Origin of the sequence: Terrabacter sp. 2YAF2 (assembly GCF_052114705.1) — a bacterium.
In the GTDB taxonomy this organism is placed as follows: domain Bacteria; phylum Actinomycetota; class Actinomycetes; order Actinomycetales; family Dermatophilaceae; genus Terrabacter.
The window spans coordinates 174,321-188,652 of sequence record NZ_JBFRFG010000001.1; the positions used below are offsets into that span (position 1 = coordinate 174,321).

Annotated in this window: 12 protein-coding genes; 2 read left to right on the plus strand and 10 right to left on the minus strand. The window is 71.8% G+C overall.

The window, feature by feature from the left end; all coding sequences use genetic code 11:
• Nucleotides 1-13: 13 nt before the first annotated feature.
• Nucleotides 14-643, minus strand: coding sequence for a hypothetical protein (locus AB4030_RS00830; RefSeq protein WP_442277272.1), 630 nt, complete (start codon nucleotides 641-643; stop codon nucleotides 14-16).
• A 134-nt stretch (nucleotides 644-777) separates the two neighbouring features.
• Here AB4030_RS00830 and AB4030_RS00835 point away from each other — a divergent pair, with 134 nt between their 5' ends.
• On the plus strand, nucleotides 778-2,061 hold the full coding sequence (locus AB4030_RS00835) for a GNAT family N-acetyltransferase (RefSeq protein WP_442277273.1): 1,284 nt from the start codon (nucleotides 778-780) through the stop codon (nucleotides 2,059-2,061).
• On the opposite strand, the gene AB4030_RS00840 is transcribed toward AB4030_RS00835, so the two are convergent.
• Genes AB4030_RS00840 through AB4030_RS00850 form a run of 3 tightly spaced genes read right to left on the minus strand, consistent with a single transcriptional unit; the run spans nucleotide 2,031 to nucleotide 4,856 of the window.
• Nucleotides 2,031-2,924, minus strand: coding sequence for a phosphoribosylaminoimidazolesuccinocarboxamide synthase (locus tag AB4030_RS00840; protein WP_442277274.1), 894 nt, complete (start codon nucleotides 2,922-2,924; stop codon nucleotides 2,031-2,033). The genes AB4030_RS00835 and AB4030_RS00840 overlap by 31 nt on opposite strands.
• Nucleotides 2,921-4,207, minus strand: coding sequence for a phosphoribosylamine--glycine ligase (purD, locus tag AB4030_RS00845; protein ID WP_442277275.1), 1,287 nt, complete (start codon nucleotides 4,205-4,207; stop codon nucleotides 2,921-2,923). Before purD ends, AB4030_RS00840 begins: the two co-directional genes overlap by 4 nt.
• 10 nt (nucleotides 4,208-4,217) lie before the next feature.
• Nucleotides 4,218-4,856: a GNAT family N-acetyltransferase gene (locus AB4030_RS00850; RefSeq protein WP_442277276.1), complete on the minus strand. Its 639-nt coding sequence runs from the start codon at nucleotides 4,854-4,856 to the stop codon at nucleotides 4,218-4,220.
• Nucleotides 4,857-4,984: 128 nt separating this feature from the next.
• Here AB4030_RS00850 and AB4030_RS00855 point away from each other — a divergent pair, with 128 nt between their 5' ends.
• Nucleotides 4,985-7,243 carry a HelD family protein gene (locus tag AB4030_RS00855; RefSeq protein WP_442277277.1) on the plus strand — a complete coding sequence of 753 codons (2,259 nt, stop codon included), beginning with the start codon at nucleotides 4,985-4,987 and terminating at the stop codon, nucleotides 7,241-7,243.
• Between the two features lie 419 nt (nucleotides 7,244-7,662).
• Here the strand turns inward: AB4030_RS00855 and lysS are convergent, their stop codons facing one another.
• The 6 genes from lysS to AB4030_RS00885 all read right to left on the minus strand — a co-directional run bounded on the left by lysS (nucleotide 7,663) and on the right by AB4030_RS00885 (nucleotide 14,050).
• A complete protein-coding gene (lysS, locus tag AB4030_RS00860; protein WP_442277278.1) occupies nucleotides 7,663-9,441 on the minus strand; it encodes a lysine--tRNA ligase in 1,779 nt (592 codons plus the stop codon).
• 60 nt (nucleotides 9,442-9,501) lie between these two features.
• On the minus strand, nucleotides 9,502-10,812 hold the full coding sequence (locus AB4030_RS00865; protein ID WP_442277279.1) for an adenylosuccinate synthase: 1,311 nt from the start codon (nucleotides 10,810-10,812) through the stop codon (nucleotides 9,502-9,504).
• A gap of 387 nt (nucleotides 10,813-11,199) precedes the next feature.
• A complete protein-coding gene (locus AB4030_RS00870) occupies nucleotides 11,200-12,003 on the minus strand; it encodes a Cof-type HAD-IIB family hydrolase (protein ID WP_442277280.1) in 804 nt (267 codons plus the stop codon).
• 19 nt (nucleotides 12,004-12,022) lie between these two features.
• Nucleotides 12,023-12,430 carry a DUF3151 domain-containing protein gene (locus AB4030_RS00875; RefSeq protein WP_442277281.1) on the minus strand — a complete coding sequence of 136 codons (408 nt, stop codon included), beginning with the start codon at nucleotides 12,428-12,430 and terminating at the stop codon, nucleotides 12,023-12,025.
• Nucleotides 12,427-13,455 (minus strand): class II fructose-bisphosphate aldolase, encoded by a 1,029-nt coding sequence (fbaA, locus tag AB4030_RS00880; protein ID WP_442277282.1) that lies wholly within the window; start codon nucleotides 13,453-13,455, stop codon nucleotides 12,427-12,429. Before fbaA ends, AB4030_RS00875 begins: the two co-directional genes overlap by 4 nt.
• Before the next feature lie 103 nt (nucleotides 13,456-13,558).
• Nucleotides 13,559-14,050, minus strand: a complete 492-nt coding sequence (locus AB4030_RS00885) for a hypothetical protein (protein WP_442277283.1) — start codon at nucleotides 14,048-14,050, stop codon at nucleotides 13,559-13,561.
• Nucleotides 14,051-14,332 lie beyond the last annotated feature (282 nt).

The following is a 14,332-nucleotide window of genomic DNA, read 5'->3' on the forward strand; positions in this document are numbered from 1 at the left end:
CAGGACAACCGTCTCAGCGCGACTGGAGGGCGTCGAGGGCCACGGCCATCGCCATGCCGACGCGCCAGTCGATCGGCTTCCCGTCCGCGAGCGCCGGGAGCGTCACGCGGTAGACGTCCTTGATGCCGGCACGCTTCGTCGAGCTGAGCGCGAGCGACCCGTCGGGGGCGACGAAGTCGAAGTGGAAGAGGAAGGGTCCGGGGATGTCGCCGACGACCGGGATGACCTCCCAGAGCCGGCGCGCGACAGCGACCTTGGCGTTGCGCTCCTGTCCGATGAGCTCGCGCCCGTCGGGCAGACCGAGCGTCCACGTGGAGGTCACGAGCGAGGCCTTGAAGTGCTTCTTGAACCAGCCGATGGGCTGCCCCTGGCTGTCCGTGACGTCGTACGTCGACCCGAGGTCGAGGCGCCGGCGGGCCTTGAAGCCGAAGAGCGGATGCTGCTTGGCGGCGTCGGTGTAGAAGGTGACCTGCTCCTTGGCGGCCATCCGCTTCTGCTCCGCGAAGCACAGCAGACCGAGCTCCTTGCCGTTGTCGTCGGCGCGGACGATTTCGTAGCGGTTGACCATCAGGGTGAGCCGCTGGCGGAGCACGTAGCGCTCGGCGGGGATCTCGGAGATCGCGTCGGCGACGGGCTCGGTCATCCCCTCAGCGTCCCACAGCAGGCACGAACCGCTGGCGTATGCCGTGTGCCCGGGGGGCCGCGTGACGTTGCGATCGGTCGTCGACCGGCCAGAACGCATACGACAGAGGGGTCCCCGGCTGACAGGGTGGTCACATGCTCCTTGCCGTGCGTCCCGCCCGCCCCGGCGACCTCGAGCACCTCCCGGCACTCGAGGCGGCCGCCGACGCGCTCTTCCCGGCCGCCGGCATCGGGCCGCTCCCGCCGGGCGTCGGATCCGTGGAGGAGCTCGCCGGTGCGGCTGCCGTCCTCGTCCTCGGTGACCCCGTCGTCGGTTTCGCCCGGCTCGAACGTGTCGACGGGCAGGCCCATCTCGAGCAGCTGTCGGTGCACCCGTCCGCGTCCCGTCGCGGCGTCGGGGCGGCCCTGCTGGAGGCGGCCGCCGGGTGGGCGGCCCGGAGCGGGCACGAGGCGGTGACGCTGTGCACGTTCGACGAGGTGCCGTGGAACGGCCCGTTCTATGCCCGGCACGGCTTCGTCGAGCTGACCGACCCCGGGCCCGGTCTGCGGCAGTTGCGCGACACGGAGCGACGGCTCGGGCTGGACGCACTCGGCCGTCGCGTCGTGCTGCGTCGCGGCGTGGGGCCCGAGGCGGTGCTTGCCGACCTGACCGCAGGGCTCGGGGCGGTGCTGGGCGATGATCTGCTCGGGCTCTATGCCCACGGCTCACTCGTCGCCGGCGACTTCGCCCCCTCACGCAGCGACCTCGACGTGCTCGCGGTCGTCAGGCGGCCACCCGACGACACCATGCTGGCGGCCGTCGCTCCCGTGCACACCGCGCTGGCGGACCGTCACCGCGCATGGCGAGGGCGGGTGGAGGTGGAGACCGTCGCGCAGTCCACGGTCGACGCCTACGCCGGTCGGGAGGTCGACGGTGCCGACCGACGAGACGACCGCATCATGCGGATCAGCCCGGGAGAGCCCCTTCACCTCCTCCCCGCGTCGAACCACCGGGTCCTCACGTGGGCGACGGTGCGCGCGACCGGTCGGGTGCTGTCGGGAGCACCGGCGACGGACGTGCTGCCGGCCTGGCCCGAGCACACCGTGGACGAGGCTCTGCTCGACCACGTCCGGGACTGGCCCACCTGGGTCGAGAGCATGACCACGGTTGGAGCGCAGGCCTACTCAGTCCTCTCGGTGTGCCGAGCCTGGTGCGCGATGGTCGGGCGCGAGCGGCTGTCGAAGCGGGCGGCCGCCGACCGCTTCGTCGGCGGTCACCCGCAGGACGCCGACCTCGTCGTCTGGGCGCGGGACTGGTGGTACGCCGACGGTCGGGACACCGAACCGAGCCGCTTCGACGAGGTGCGGGACTTCGTCGTGCGCACGACTCATGCCGTGCTCGACGCGGCTCAGAAGGTCTCGCCGGTGAGGCGCTCGTAGGCCTCGACGTACTTCGCGCGCGTCTGCTCGACGACGTGCTCGGGCAGCTCCGGCGGTGGGCCGCCGGCCTTGCGGTCCCAGCCCGACTCGGACGAGGTGAGCCAGTCGCGCACGAACTGCTTGTCGTAGGACGGCTGCGGGTGCCCGGGCTCCCAGAGCTCTGCCGGCCAGAACCGCGACGAGTCCGGCGTCAGGACCTCGTCGGCGAGGACGAGGCCGCCGGTCCCGTCGGGTGAGACCCCGAACTCGACCTTGGTGTCGGCGATGAGGATGCCGCGCTCGGCGGCGATCTCGTTGCCGCGGGCCAGGATCGCGCGGGTCAGCCGCGAGACCTCGGCCGCGACGTCGGCGCCCAGCTCGGCCTCGACCTCGTCGGGCGACATCGGCAGGTCGTGCTCACCCACGGGCGCCTTGGTCGTCGGCGTGAAGACCGGCTCGGGCAGCTTCGACCCGTCGACGAGCCCTTCGGGCAGGACGATCCCCGAGACGGACCCCTTGTCGCGGTACTCCTCCAGCCCGCCCCCGGTGAGGTAGGCGCGGGCGATCGCCTCGACCTTGAGCATCTCCAGCTTCCGCACGAGCACGGCCCGCCCGGCGACCGCCTCCGGCACCTCCGTCGACACGACGTGGTTGGGCACGAGGTCGCTCAGCTGGTCGAACCACCACAGGGACAGCCGGGTCAGCACGGCGCCCTTGTCGGGGATCTCGGGCGACATCATCCAGTCGTAGGCCGAGAGCCGGTTCGAGGCGACGAGGAGCAGCTGATCAGGCACCGCCTCGCCGTCGGGACCGACCGGCGCGTAGAGGTCACGCACCTTGCCGGAGTAGACGTGGACGTATCCGGGCAGGTCGAGCGTGCTCATCGAGCCCCTCCGATGGTGATGTCGTTGCGCTCGGCACGCAGCGCGATGTCGGTGCGGTGGTGCGAGCCGTCGAGCTCGATGACGGCGACGGCGTCGTAGGCCGCCTTCCTGGCCTGCGCCAGCGAAGGCGCAACCGCCACGACGTCGAGGACCCGCCCGCCGGCCGAGACGAGCAACCCGTCGCCGTCACGGGCGGTGCCGGCGTGGAGCACGACGACGCCGGGAACCTCGGCCGCGGCGTCGAGCCCGGTGATGGGGTCGCCGGTGCGCGGGGCAGCGGGGTAGCCCGCCGAGGCGAGCACCACCACGACGGCGTGGTCGTCGGACCAGCGGAGCCGACCGAAGTCGGCCAAACCACCGGTGGCGGCAGCGAAGAGCAGCTGGGCGAAGGGCGTCTCGAGCCGGGCGAGCGACGCCTGGCCGTCCGGGTCGCCGAAGCGCGCGTTGAACTCGATGACCCGCGGGCCGCGTGCGGTGAGGGCGAGGCCGACGTAGAGGACACCGACGAAGGGCGTGCCTCGGCGCCGCATCTCGTCGATGGTCGGCTGGGCCACGCGCCGGACGATCTCGTCGGCCAGGCCCGCCGGGGCCCAGTCGAGCGGTGAGTAGGCGCCCATGCCACCGGTGTTGGGGCCGGCGTCGTCGTCGCCCACGCGCTTGAAGTCCTGCGCGGGGGCGAGCGCGACGACGGTCTCGCCGTCGCTGATGCAGAAGACCGACACCTCGGGCCCGTCGAGGAACTCCTCGACGACGAGCCGGCCGTCCGGCTTGGCGAGACAGGCACGGGCGTGCTCGACGGCGACTTCGCGCGAGTCGGTGACGACGACGCCCTTGCCGGCGGCGAGCCCGTCGTCCTTGACGACGTGCGGGGCCCCGAGCGCGTCGAGAGCCGCCTCGACCTCGTCCATCGTCGTGCACACGTGGGCCAGGCCCGTCGGCACGTCGGCGGAGGCCATGACCTCCTTGGCGAAGGACTTGCTCCCCTCGAGACGGGCCGCCTCCGCGGAGGGCCCGAAGACGGCGAACCCGGCCTCACGGCATACGTCGGCGACGCCTGCGACGAGTGGTGCCTCGGGGCCGACGACGACGAGGTCGACGCCGTGCTCGCGCGCGACGGCGACGACCGCGTTCCCGTCGAGGATGTCGACGGGGACGCAGAGGGCGGTGACGTCGATGCCCGGGTTGCCGGGCGCGGCGATGACCGCGTCGACCTCGGGATCGGCCGCGACGGCCTTGACGAGAGCGTGTTCACGGGCGCCTGAGCCGAGCACGAGGACCTTCACGGCGCCCAGCCTAGGGTGCGCCGAGACGCGTCAGCAGGCCTGCCCGGACCGTGGGCCACTCGTCGACGAGGATCGAGTGCACCGCGGTGTCCCGCCAGGTGCCGTCGGGTCGGCGCACGTCGCGACGAGTGACGCCCTCGAAGACCGCCCCCAGCTTGAGGATGGCCGCCCGCGACCGGGCGTTGATGACGTCGGTCTGGATCTTCACCCGGCCGAAGCCGCACGTCTCGAACGCGTGGGCGAGGAGCAGGAGCTTGCTCTCCGGGTTGACCTGCGTGCCCCACCAGTGCGAGCCGTACATCGTCCAGCCGAGGTGCACGTGCTCGCGTCCGGTGTCGACGTCGCCGAGCGAGCTCGAGCCGACGACGGTCCCCGCCGGGCCGAGGTCGCCGTCGGCGACGAGCCTGATCGTGTATGCCGTCCGGCCCGTCCCGTCGGTCCCGCGCGCCCCCGCCGCGGCCGCGACGAGCGCCTCCGTGTCGGCCACGGTCCGGTGGGGCTGCATCATCGCGAAACCCTGCTCGTAGCAGCGCGGGTCGGAGTAGACGGCGAAGAGTCCGGCGGCGTCGGCGGCGGTCGTCACGTCGAGCCGGACGAACCGCCCGACGAGCGGCACGCCAGTTGGCGGCATACAGGCCTTTGTGGGCATGGAGTGACAGTAGACTTGATGGTTCCCGCGCCGCCCGAGGCGTCCCTCAGAGTCCTTGGATGTCAGTGAGCACTTCGAACGCATCGTCACAGCGGAGCAGCGCGCCCGGATCGCGCGACGTCTCACCCGTGTCGACCAAGAGCATTCCCGACGAGCTGGCCCGCGAGATCGCCGTCGAGCAGGCGCACGTCGACCGGGTCCACGAGGAGCTGGAGAAGGCCGGCGTGCGCGCCGACAGCGTCCAGGCCGAGGGCCTGGCCCGCAGCCAGTTCGGCCGGCAGGTCGAGGTCGGCGACGCCGAGGGGGCTGCCCTCTTCGAGCGTGACGCGCTGATGTTCCACGCCGCGAAGCGACGCACCGCCCTCGACACCCAGTACGAAGGCCTCGTCTTCGGTCGCCTCGACATCGACCACGCCATGCTGCGTGCCGCGGCCGTCGACGCCAACGGCAACGGCCACCGGCCGCCCTCCGACTCGGACGGTGGCGCCGGCGGCGACCGCGAGGTCCGCTACATCGGGCGTCTCGGCGTCCGCGACGACGACTACGAGCCGCTCGTCATCGACTGGCGCGCACCCGCGGCGTCGGCCTTCTACCGCGCGACGCCGACCCAGCCGATGGGCGTGCTGCGCCGTCGCGTCCTGCGCAGCCGGGGCACCACCGTCATCGGCATCGAGGACGACCTCATGGTCCCCGAGGCGCCGGACGACCTCGTCGTCGTCGGCGACGGGGCCCTCATGGCGGCCCTGACCCGCAGCCGCGGCGGTCGCATGCGCGACATCGTCGCCACGATCCAGTCCCACCAGGACGAGGCGATCCGCGCCAGCGCCCGCGGCATCACCGAGATCACCGGCGGCCCCGGCACCGGCAAGACGGTCGTCGCCCTGCACCGCGCGGCCTACCTGCTCTACTCCGACCGGCGCCGGTTCGAGTCGGGCGGCATCCTCGTCGTCGGCCCCTCAGGTGCCTACACGGCCTACATCGAGCGGGTGCTCCCGTCGCTCGGCGAGGAGAGCGTCATCCTGCGCGCCCTCGGCGACGTCCTCGACGTCGTGCACACCGAGCGGCTCGACTCCCCCGCCGTCGCCCGGACGAAGGGGTCGACCCGCATCCGTACGCTGCTCGGCGCCGCCGCTCGCGGCCGGGTTCCCGGCACCCCGACCGAGTTCCGCGCCATGGTCGCCGGTCGCCCGGTGCGGCTCGAGGCGCGAGAGCTCGACCGCGTCCGCTCGCACGTCCTGCGCCAGCACCAGCGCAACACGGCCACGGCAGCCGCGCAGGACGCTCTCGGCGAGGCCGCCTGGGCCTCGCTCGGCGTCACCGGCGACCGCGACGCCAAGGCCGAGTTCCTCGACAAGTGGGAGGACCACCTCGACGTCGAGGCCTTCATGCAGGTGTGGTGGCCCCAGGTCGACCCGCGCGAGGTGCTGCTCTGGCTCGCGGACCCCGAGCTCGTGCGACGCCACGCCCGCGGCACCCTCCGGGACGACGAGGTCGAGCCGCTGGCCGCCTCGTTCCGCCTCGCCCTCGAGACCGGCAGCTGGTCGGTGGCCGACGTCGCACTCATCGACGACATCGCGGCCCGGGTCGGTCCGGTCCAGGAGGCGCCCAAGGAGGAGCGCGGCTTCTACGAGATCGAGGAGCTCGAGGACCTCAGCCAGTACGGCGTCACCGAGGTGCAGCCCGTCGTCAGCGCCGCTCGCGACGCCGGCGCACCGCTCGTCCTGACCGACCCGCGCGACAAGCTCCTCGCCGGGCGCATCGGCAAGCCCGACGAGTACGCCCACGTCCTCGTCGACGAGGCCCAGGACCTGTCCCCCATGCAGTGGCGGATGATCGGCCGCCGCGGGAGGTATGCGTCGTGGACCGTCGTCGGTGACGCCGCCCAGGCCTCCTGGCCCGACACCACCGAGGCCACCGCCGCGCGTGAGGAGGCCTTCGGCTCTCAGGCTCGCCAGCAGTTCCACATGGACACCAACTACCGAAACGCACGCGAGATCTTCGACTACGCAGCCGAAATCGTGCGGCGTCAGGTGCCCGACGCCGACATCCCGCAGGCGGTGCGCGAGACCGGGATCGAGCCCGTCGAAGGGCCCCTCGGACCCGACGCCCTCGCCTCGGTGCGGCGGTCGGTCGAGTCGCTGCTCGCGCAGGTCGAGGGCGCGATCGCGGTGATCACCCCGTCGACCCATGCTGACCGGCTCGCTCCTGTGGCCGAGCTCGGCGCGGGACGCGTGCAGGTCATCGACCCCATGTCGACGAAGGGCCTCGAGTACGACGCGACCGTCGTGGTCGACCCCGACGAGATCACGCGCGAGTCACCCGGCGGCGTCCGCGTGCTCTATGTCGCGCTGACACGCGCGGCGCACCGGATGACCGTTCTGTCCTGAGTCGCTGCCTCTGGTCCGGTCTCGGTGGCCTCCGGAGTCGACCCAACGACGAGCCCGGACGGGAGCGTCTCGGCCAAGGTAAAGACTTGTTCAAAGATTCCGTGATTCATCGACTCGGCCCCGAACCGGGGGGATGATTACGTCAACGTCAAGGCACGGGGACCCCCCTCCCCGCCGTCCTCTCCCCCCTGAGGCCCTTGGCGTCCGGCGAGGTCCCGCTCCCATACATGGACGTCGCGCCGGGCGAGGGACGAGATACGACCCCCCTGTATCTCGCCCCTCGCCCGTTCCATGTCCGGCGACGGCCCGCCCGACCAGGCAATCGAAAGAGCATTTCGTCCGGACGAAGTGCTCTTTCGATTCTTTGCCGACGAAGCGCTCTTTCGAATGCCCGGCGGCGAGATGCTCTTTTCGATCGGTCAGTGGCCGAGGAGGGCGCGGACGCGGTCGGCGCCGACGGCGAGCAGCAACGTGGGCAGCCGTGGGCCGGTGTCCTTGCCGACGAGCAGGCGGTAGACGAGGACGAAGAAGGCGCGCTGGGCCGCCGAAAGCTCCGGGTCCTTGACCTTGGCCTCGGGGTCGATGCCGCGCTGGACCTTGGGCACGCCGTAGACGAGGTGGGTCAGGCCGTCGAGCGACCAGTGCCGCTCGAGCCCGTCGACGAGCAGGCGCAGCGACTCCCGCTGCTGCTCGTCGAGGCTGGCGAGCAGCTCGGCGTCGGGCTCGGTGCGCACGATCGTGCGGTCCTCCGCCGGAACGTAGCCGAGCATCCAGCGCTCGGCGCAGTCGAGGCGCGGGCGCAGGTCGTCCGTGGACCCGACCGGGTTGTCGGGCTCGAGCTCGCTGAGGATGCGGACGGCCTGCTCCTCGTCACCCTGGGTGACGTCGATGACCGACGCGATGGTGCGGAACGGCATCGGTCGCGGCGTCGTCGACAGAGGACCGGCAGCCGTCGACGTGGCGCGCAGGTGCGCGGCGAGGTCGCCTGCCTGGGCCGAGCCGTCGGTGACCTTGCGGCCCAAGGCATCCCACTCGTCGTAGAGGCGCTGCAGCTCGGGCCCGAAGGCGACGTCGAAGCTCTGGTTGGGCCGGCGGCGGGCGTAGAGCCAGCGCAGCACCGGCGCCTCCATGACCTCGAGCGCGTCGGTCGGGATCGGCACACCGCCCTTGCTCGAGCTCATCTTGGCCATGCCGGCGATGCCGACGAAGGCGTACATCGGGCCGACCGGGCGCTCCCAGCCGAAGATCGGCGCGAGGTCCTTGCCGACGACGAAGCTGCTGCCGGGGCTCTGGTGGTCGACGCCGGACGGCTCGAACATCACGTGCTCGTGGCCCCAGCGCATCGGCCAGTCGACCTTCCACACGAGCTTGCCGTTGGTGAAGGTGTCGAGGTCGACGGTCTCGGTGTGGCCGCACTTCGTGCAGGCATACGTCAGCTCGTGGCTGTCGTCGTCGTAGGCCGTGACGGTCGTGAAGTCGGTGCCGCACGAGCTGCAGAAGGGCTTGAACGGGTAGTAGCCGGCCTTGCCCTCGCTGCCGTCGTCCTCGGACGCCGCACCGGAACCGCGCTCGGCCTCGGTCGCCGCAGCGGCCTGCTCCTCGGTGAGCTTCGCCGCCTTCTGCTGCTTGCCGCCCTTGCCCTTGCCGGAGGACTTCTGACGCGCGGCCTCGACGGCCTCGAGCGTGCGGTACTGGTCCAGCACCTTGTCGATGGCGAAGCGCTCACGCATCGCGAGCAGCACCTGGTCGCGGTAGACGCCCGCGCGGTACTGCTCGGTCTGGCTGATCTGGCGCACCTCGATGCCGGTCGCGGCCATCGCCTCGAGGAGCGGCGCCTTGAAGTGCTCGGCCCAGCTGGCGTGCGGTGAGCCGGCGGGCGGCGGCACGGAGGTCAGCGGCATACCGATGTACTGCTCCCACGAGTCGTCCACTCCCGCAAGGTTCTTCGGCACGCGGCGGAAGCGGTCGAAGTCGTCCCAGCTGAGGATGTGCTCGCAGTCGATCCCGCGCCGCTTGATCTCGTCGGCGACGAGGTGCGGCGTGATGAGCTCGCGGAAGTTGCCGAGGTGGATCGGGCCGGACGGGCTGATCCCCGACGCACAGACGATCGTCTCGCCGGGGTTGCGCTCCTGCGCCTCCGCGATCACGTCGTCGGCCAGACGCGTGACCCAGTCGAGCGGGGTGACCTCTTCAGTCATGGGTTTCCTTCAGTTGCAGAGGCTTTCGTATGCCGTGTGCTCGGGTGACGCGCAGACGCGTCAGCCCGCGACGGCCGGCTTGAGGGGGTGGCGCTCGATGATCTCGTCGCGGCCGGGACCGACGCCGATGGCCGAGACCCGGGCGCCGATGAGCTCCTCCACGCGCAGCACGTACGCCTGGGCGTTGGCCGGCAGGTCCTCGAAGCTGCGGCAGGCGGTGATGTCCTCCCACCAGCCGTCGAGCTCCTCGTAGATCGGGGTCGCGTGGTGGAAGTCGGTCTGGTTGACCGGCATCTCGTCGTGGCGCACGCCACCCACGTCGTAGGCGACGCAGACCGGGACCTTGTCGAGGCCGGTCAGGACGTCGAGCTTGGTGATGACGAAGTCGGTGACGCCGTTGATCCGGGTCGCGTAGCGGCCGACGACGGTGTCCATCCAGCCGCAGCGGCGGGGACGGCCGGTCGTCGTGCCGTACTCGGCGCCGGTCTTGCGGAGGAACTCGCCCTTGTCGTCGTGCAGCTCGGTCGGGAACGGGCCCTCGCCGACGCGGGTCGTGTAGGCCTTGAGGATCGCGATGACCGAGTCGATGCGCGTCGGAGGCACGCCGGACCCGGTGCACGCGCCCGCGGAGACGGCGTTGCTCGACGTGACGTACGGGTAGGTGCCGTGGTCGACGTCGAGCAGGGTCGCCTGCCCGGCCTCGAAGAGCACCGTGTCGCCCCGGTCCAGCGCCTGGCTCAGCACGAGGCTCGTGTCGGCGACCATGGGAGCGAGGCGGGCGGCATACGACAGCAGCTCCTGGACGACCTCGTCGACCTCGGCCCCGCGGGTGTTGTAGATCTTGGCGAGCAGCTGGTTCTTCAGCGACAGGGCCGCCTCGACCTTCTGGCGCAGGATGCCCTCGTCGTAGAGGTCCTGGATGCGGATGCCGACGCGGTTCATCTTGTCGGCGTAGGTCGGGCCGATGCCGCGACCGGTCGTGCCGATGCGGCGCTTGCCGAGGAAGCGCTCGGTCACCTTGTCGATGGTGCGGTTGTAGCTCGGGATGACGTGCGCGTTGGCGCTGACGAGCAGCTTGCTCGTGTCGACGCCGCGGGCCTCGAGACCGTCGAGCTCCTCGAAGAGCACGCCGAGGTCGATGACGACGCCGTTGCCGATGACCGGCACGCAGTTCGGGCTGAGGATGCCGGAGGGCAGCAGGTGCAGCGCGTACTTCTCGCGCTTGCCGTCCTTCTCGATGACGACGGTGTGGCCGGCGTTGTTGCCGCCGTTGAACTTGACGACGTAGTCGACGCTGCTGCCGAGCAGGTCGGTCGCCTTGCCCTTGCCCTCGTCGCCCCACTGCGCTCCGACGAGCACGATTGCCGGCATCGGTCTGCCTTCCGGTTGTGGTCAAAGCCAACCGCAAGGTTATCGGTTGCACGCCCGTGCCCCGGACCCGGCTTCTCCGCCCCGGCGGAGTTGTGGCGGCGGATCAGGCCCCCCGACCCCCGATTCCTCCGCCCCGGCGGAGAAGGTGAGGCGGATCCGGCCACCCGACCCCGGATTGCTCCGCCCCGGCGGAGAAGGTGAGGCGGATCCGGCCACCCGACCCCGGATTGCTCCGCCCCGGCGGAGAAGGTGAGGCGGATCGGGCCACCCGACCCCGGATTCCTCCGCCCCGGCGGAGTTGTGGCGGAGTTGTGGCGGCGACGGTCGCCTCGCCATCCATCGTGCAGCGCGCAAGCGACGAGCCGATCCGGTCCAGCTGCGCAGCGGTCAGTGCGAGGCGAGCCAGTCCTCGAGGTAGTCGGCGACGCCGTCCTCGCGGTGGTGACCGGTGACGACGGTCGCGGCGTCGAGCGCCGGCTCGACGGCGTTGGACACGGCGACCGCCGTGCCGGCCACCGCGAACGCCGAGACGTCGTTGTGGTTGTCGCCGAAGAAGACGGTGTCGGCGACGTCGATGGCGAGCTCCTCGGCCAGGGCACGCAGTCCGTCGCCCTTGGAGCAGGCGGCGTTGGCGATCTCGAGGTAGGTCGGCTTGGACCGGTAGGTCACGAGACCGGGGCGCCCGGCGAGCGCCGCCTCGAGGTCGTCGACGAGGGCCGGGTCACCCATGGCCATCACCTTGTGCGGCGGGTGCGTGTCGACGCGCCCGCTCGAGATGTAGTCGTGCGCGGACCCGTCGCTCGGGTCGACGGCCGTGATCGTCGCCTCGCGCTCGGTCCACTCGTCGGGACCCCAGGCGTACCAGTCGTCCCCGGCGAAGAAGCTCGCGTGGAGTCCGAGACGCGAGCACACGGCATACGCCTCCCGGGCGTCGCCCGGCGTGATGGGCACGTCGGTCACGACGGTGCGGTCGGCGCGCAGGACGAGACCGCCGTTGTAGGCGATGAGCGGGGTGGGCTCGACGCCGCAGAGTCGCTCGAGGCCCTCCAGGGACGCCGGCATGCGCGAGCTGCAGAGCACGAACGTGTGCCCTGCCGACCGCACCGCCCGGATGGCGGCGACGGTGCGGTCGGAGAGCGTGCGTCGGTGGTCGAGCAGCGTGCCGTCGACGTCGGAGCAGAACAGCGTCATGCGATGGCGCGGCCGGGCCTCAGAGGCCGAGCTCGCGGGCACCTTCGGCCGAGCTGTCGCGGAGGAACTGCGTGCAGCGGGCCTCCTCGTCGCTCTCGCCGATGGCGCGGGCCGCCCGGGCGAGGGCCGCGAGCGCCCGGAGGAAGCCGCGGTTCGGCTCGTGCGACCACGGCACGGGCCCCTGGCCCCGCCAGCCGGACTTGCGCAGCGAGTCGAGCGCCCGGTGGTAGCCCGTCCGGGCGTACGCGTAGGCCTCGACGTCGCGGTCACCGTCGGCGAGCGCGTCCTCGGCGAGGACAGCCCACGCGAGCGAGCTCGCGGGGTAGGCGGCCGCCACCTGGACCGGGTCGACGCCGGCGTCGAGCTTCTGGGCGGCCGGGTCGACGGCGAGACGCGTCTCGGGGATGCCGAGAAGGTTGTCGCTCACGAGTGGGTGCCCGCCGAGCGGAGCGCGGTGCAGGCCTCGACGATGCGCACGGCCATGGCCTCCTCGGCCGCCTTGCCCCAGGCGCGCGGGTCGTACTGCTTCTTGTTGCCGACCTCGCCGTCGACCTTGAGCACGCCGGCGTAGCCGGAGATCATCCAGTCGGCGATGCGGCGGGTGAAGGCGTACTGCGTGTCGGTGTCGACGTTCATCTTGACGACGCCGTTGTCGACGGCGGCGGAGATCTCCTCGGGCAGCGAGCCGGAGCCGCCGTGGAAGACGAGGTCGAAGGGACGCGCGTCGTCGGACAGGCCGAGCTCCTTGGCGGCGGCCTGCTGGGCCTGCAGGAGGATCTCGGGACGCAGCTTGACGTTGCCCGGCTTGTAGACGCCGTGCACGTTGCCGAAGGTCAGGGCCGTCAGGTAGCGACCGTTCTCACCTGCGCCGAGGGCCTTGATCGTGGCGATGGCGTCCTCGGGGGTGGAGTAGAGCTTCTCGTCGATGGCGCCCTCGACGCCGTCCTCCTCGCCGCCGACGACGCCGACCTCGATCTCGAGGATGACGTTCGCGGCCTTGGCGAGGGCGAGCAGCTCCTGCGCGATCTGGAGGTTCTCGTCGAGCGGCACGGCCGAGCCGTCCCACATGTGCGACTGGAACCACGGCGTGCCGCCGGCCTGGACGCGCTCGGTGCTCGCCGCGAGGAGCGGGCGCACGAAGCCGTCCAGCTTGTCCTTGGGGCAGTGGTCGGTGTGGAGCGCGATGTTGACGGGGTAGTTCTTGGCCACCTCGTGCGCGTAGGCGGCGAACGCGAGCGAGCCGCTCACCATGTTCTTGATGCTCGGGCCGGAGAGGTAGTCGGCCCCACCCGTCGAGACCTGGATGATGCCGTCGGAGCCGGCGTCGGCGAAGCCCTTGAGCGCGGCGTTCAGCGTCTGCGAGCTCGAGACGTTGATGGCGGGGTACGCGAAGGAGCCGGCCTTCGCGCGGTCGAGCATGTCGGCATACACCTCGGGGGTGGCGATGGGCATTGCTACTCCTGCAGTCTCGTGAGCGGCTTTCAAGGTTCGTCGGAAATCCTGCCACGTATGCCGTCGCCTGCACACGGGTGCCCACCCATCGGTGAGCGCGCGCTCAGAGGAGGCGCGCGACGAGCACGGCGAGGGCCCGCTGCTGCTCCCCCTGCTCCCAGCCGCTCCCGTCGAGGGCGGCCCACACGAGGTGGGTGCCGCGGCGCAGCAGGACCACCTCGGCCGACCCTGCGCCGTACTCCGAGCGCACCGTCCCGACCAGGGCGCCGACGCCGGCGACGCTGCTCGGCGTGGCCTTCGCGCAGGCCCGGAACGCGGCGTCGAGGTAGTCGACGAGACCGCCGGGGTCGCCCGGCGCGAGGTCGACGAGGTTGAAGGTGACCACCTTCGTCCCGGCCGAGCTCTCGGGCGGGGCCTGGTTGCCGGCCTGCTTCGGCATCGTCAGGAGGTAGCCGCCGACGAGGCGACGCGCCCCGCTCGCCGGGACGAACGCGTCGGGGAGCAGGCCGGTCCACGGCACGAGGCTGTCGCAGTGCGGCTCGGACGGCAGCTCGCCGGGGCACCGGCTCCGGTCGGTCGCGTCGGGACCCGGCACGGTCTCCTTCGGGTCGGAGGTCGCGCTCGTCTCGCGCCGGGGAAGACGGCGTCGAGGGGCACCCGACCCTTGCCGGTGAGGGGCCGCGTCGTGGTGCACCGCGCCGCGGACTCCACGGGGGTCATCCCCGGGTCGGGCCGGGTCGTCGCTGTGGTCGACTCGGTGGTCGCCGTGGCACGTCGCGCCGACGGGTCGGCGCTCTCCGTGGTGCACGCGCCGAGCAGCGTCGTCGCGGCCAGTGCGCCGGCGGCCAGGACGGGCAGAGCGGCCGTGGCGGAGCGC

What these genes read in the sequence shown, in the direction of transcription:
- AB4030_RS00830 (WP_442277272.1), bottom strand. Translation starts at nt 643, where the DNA reads ATGACCGAGCCCGTCGCCGACGCGATCTCCGAGATCCCCGCCGAGCGC.
- AB4030_RS00835 (WP_442277273.1), top strand. Translation starts at nt 778, where the DNA reads ATGCTCCTTGCCGTGCGTCCCGCCCGCCCCGGCGACCTCGAGCACCTC.
- AB4030_RS00840 (WP_442277274.1), bottom strand. Translation starts at nt 2,924, where the DNA reads ATGAGCACGCTCGACCTGCCCGGATACGTCCACGTCTACTCCGGCAAG.
- AB4030_RS00850 (WP_442277276.1), bottom strand. Translation starts at nt 4,856, where the DNA reads ATGCCCACAAAGGCCTGTATGCCGCCAACTGGCGTGCCGCTCGTCGGG.
- lysS (WP_442277278.1), bottom strand. Translation starts at nt 9,441, where the DNA reads ATGACTGAAGAGGTCACCCCGCTCGACTGGGTCACGCGTCTGGCCGAC.
- AB4030_RS00865 (WP_442277279.1), bottom strand. Translation starts at nt 10,812, where the DNA reads ATGCCGGCAATCGTGCTCGTCGGAGCGCAGTGGGGCGACGAGGGCAAG.
- AB4030_RS00870 (WP_442277280.1), bottom strand. Translation starts at nt 12,003, where the DNA reads ATGACGCTGTTCTGCTCCGACGTCGACGGCACGCTGCTCGACCACCGA.
- fbaA (WP_442277282.1), bottom strand. Translation starts at nt 13,455, where the DNA reads ATGCCCATCGCCACCCCCGAGGTGTATGCCGACATGCTCGACCGCGCG.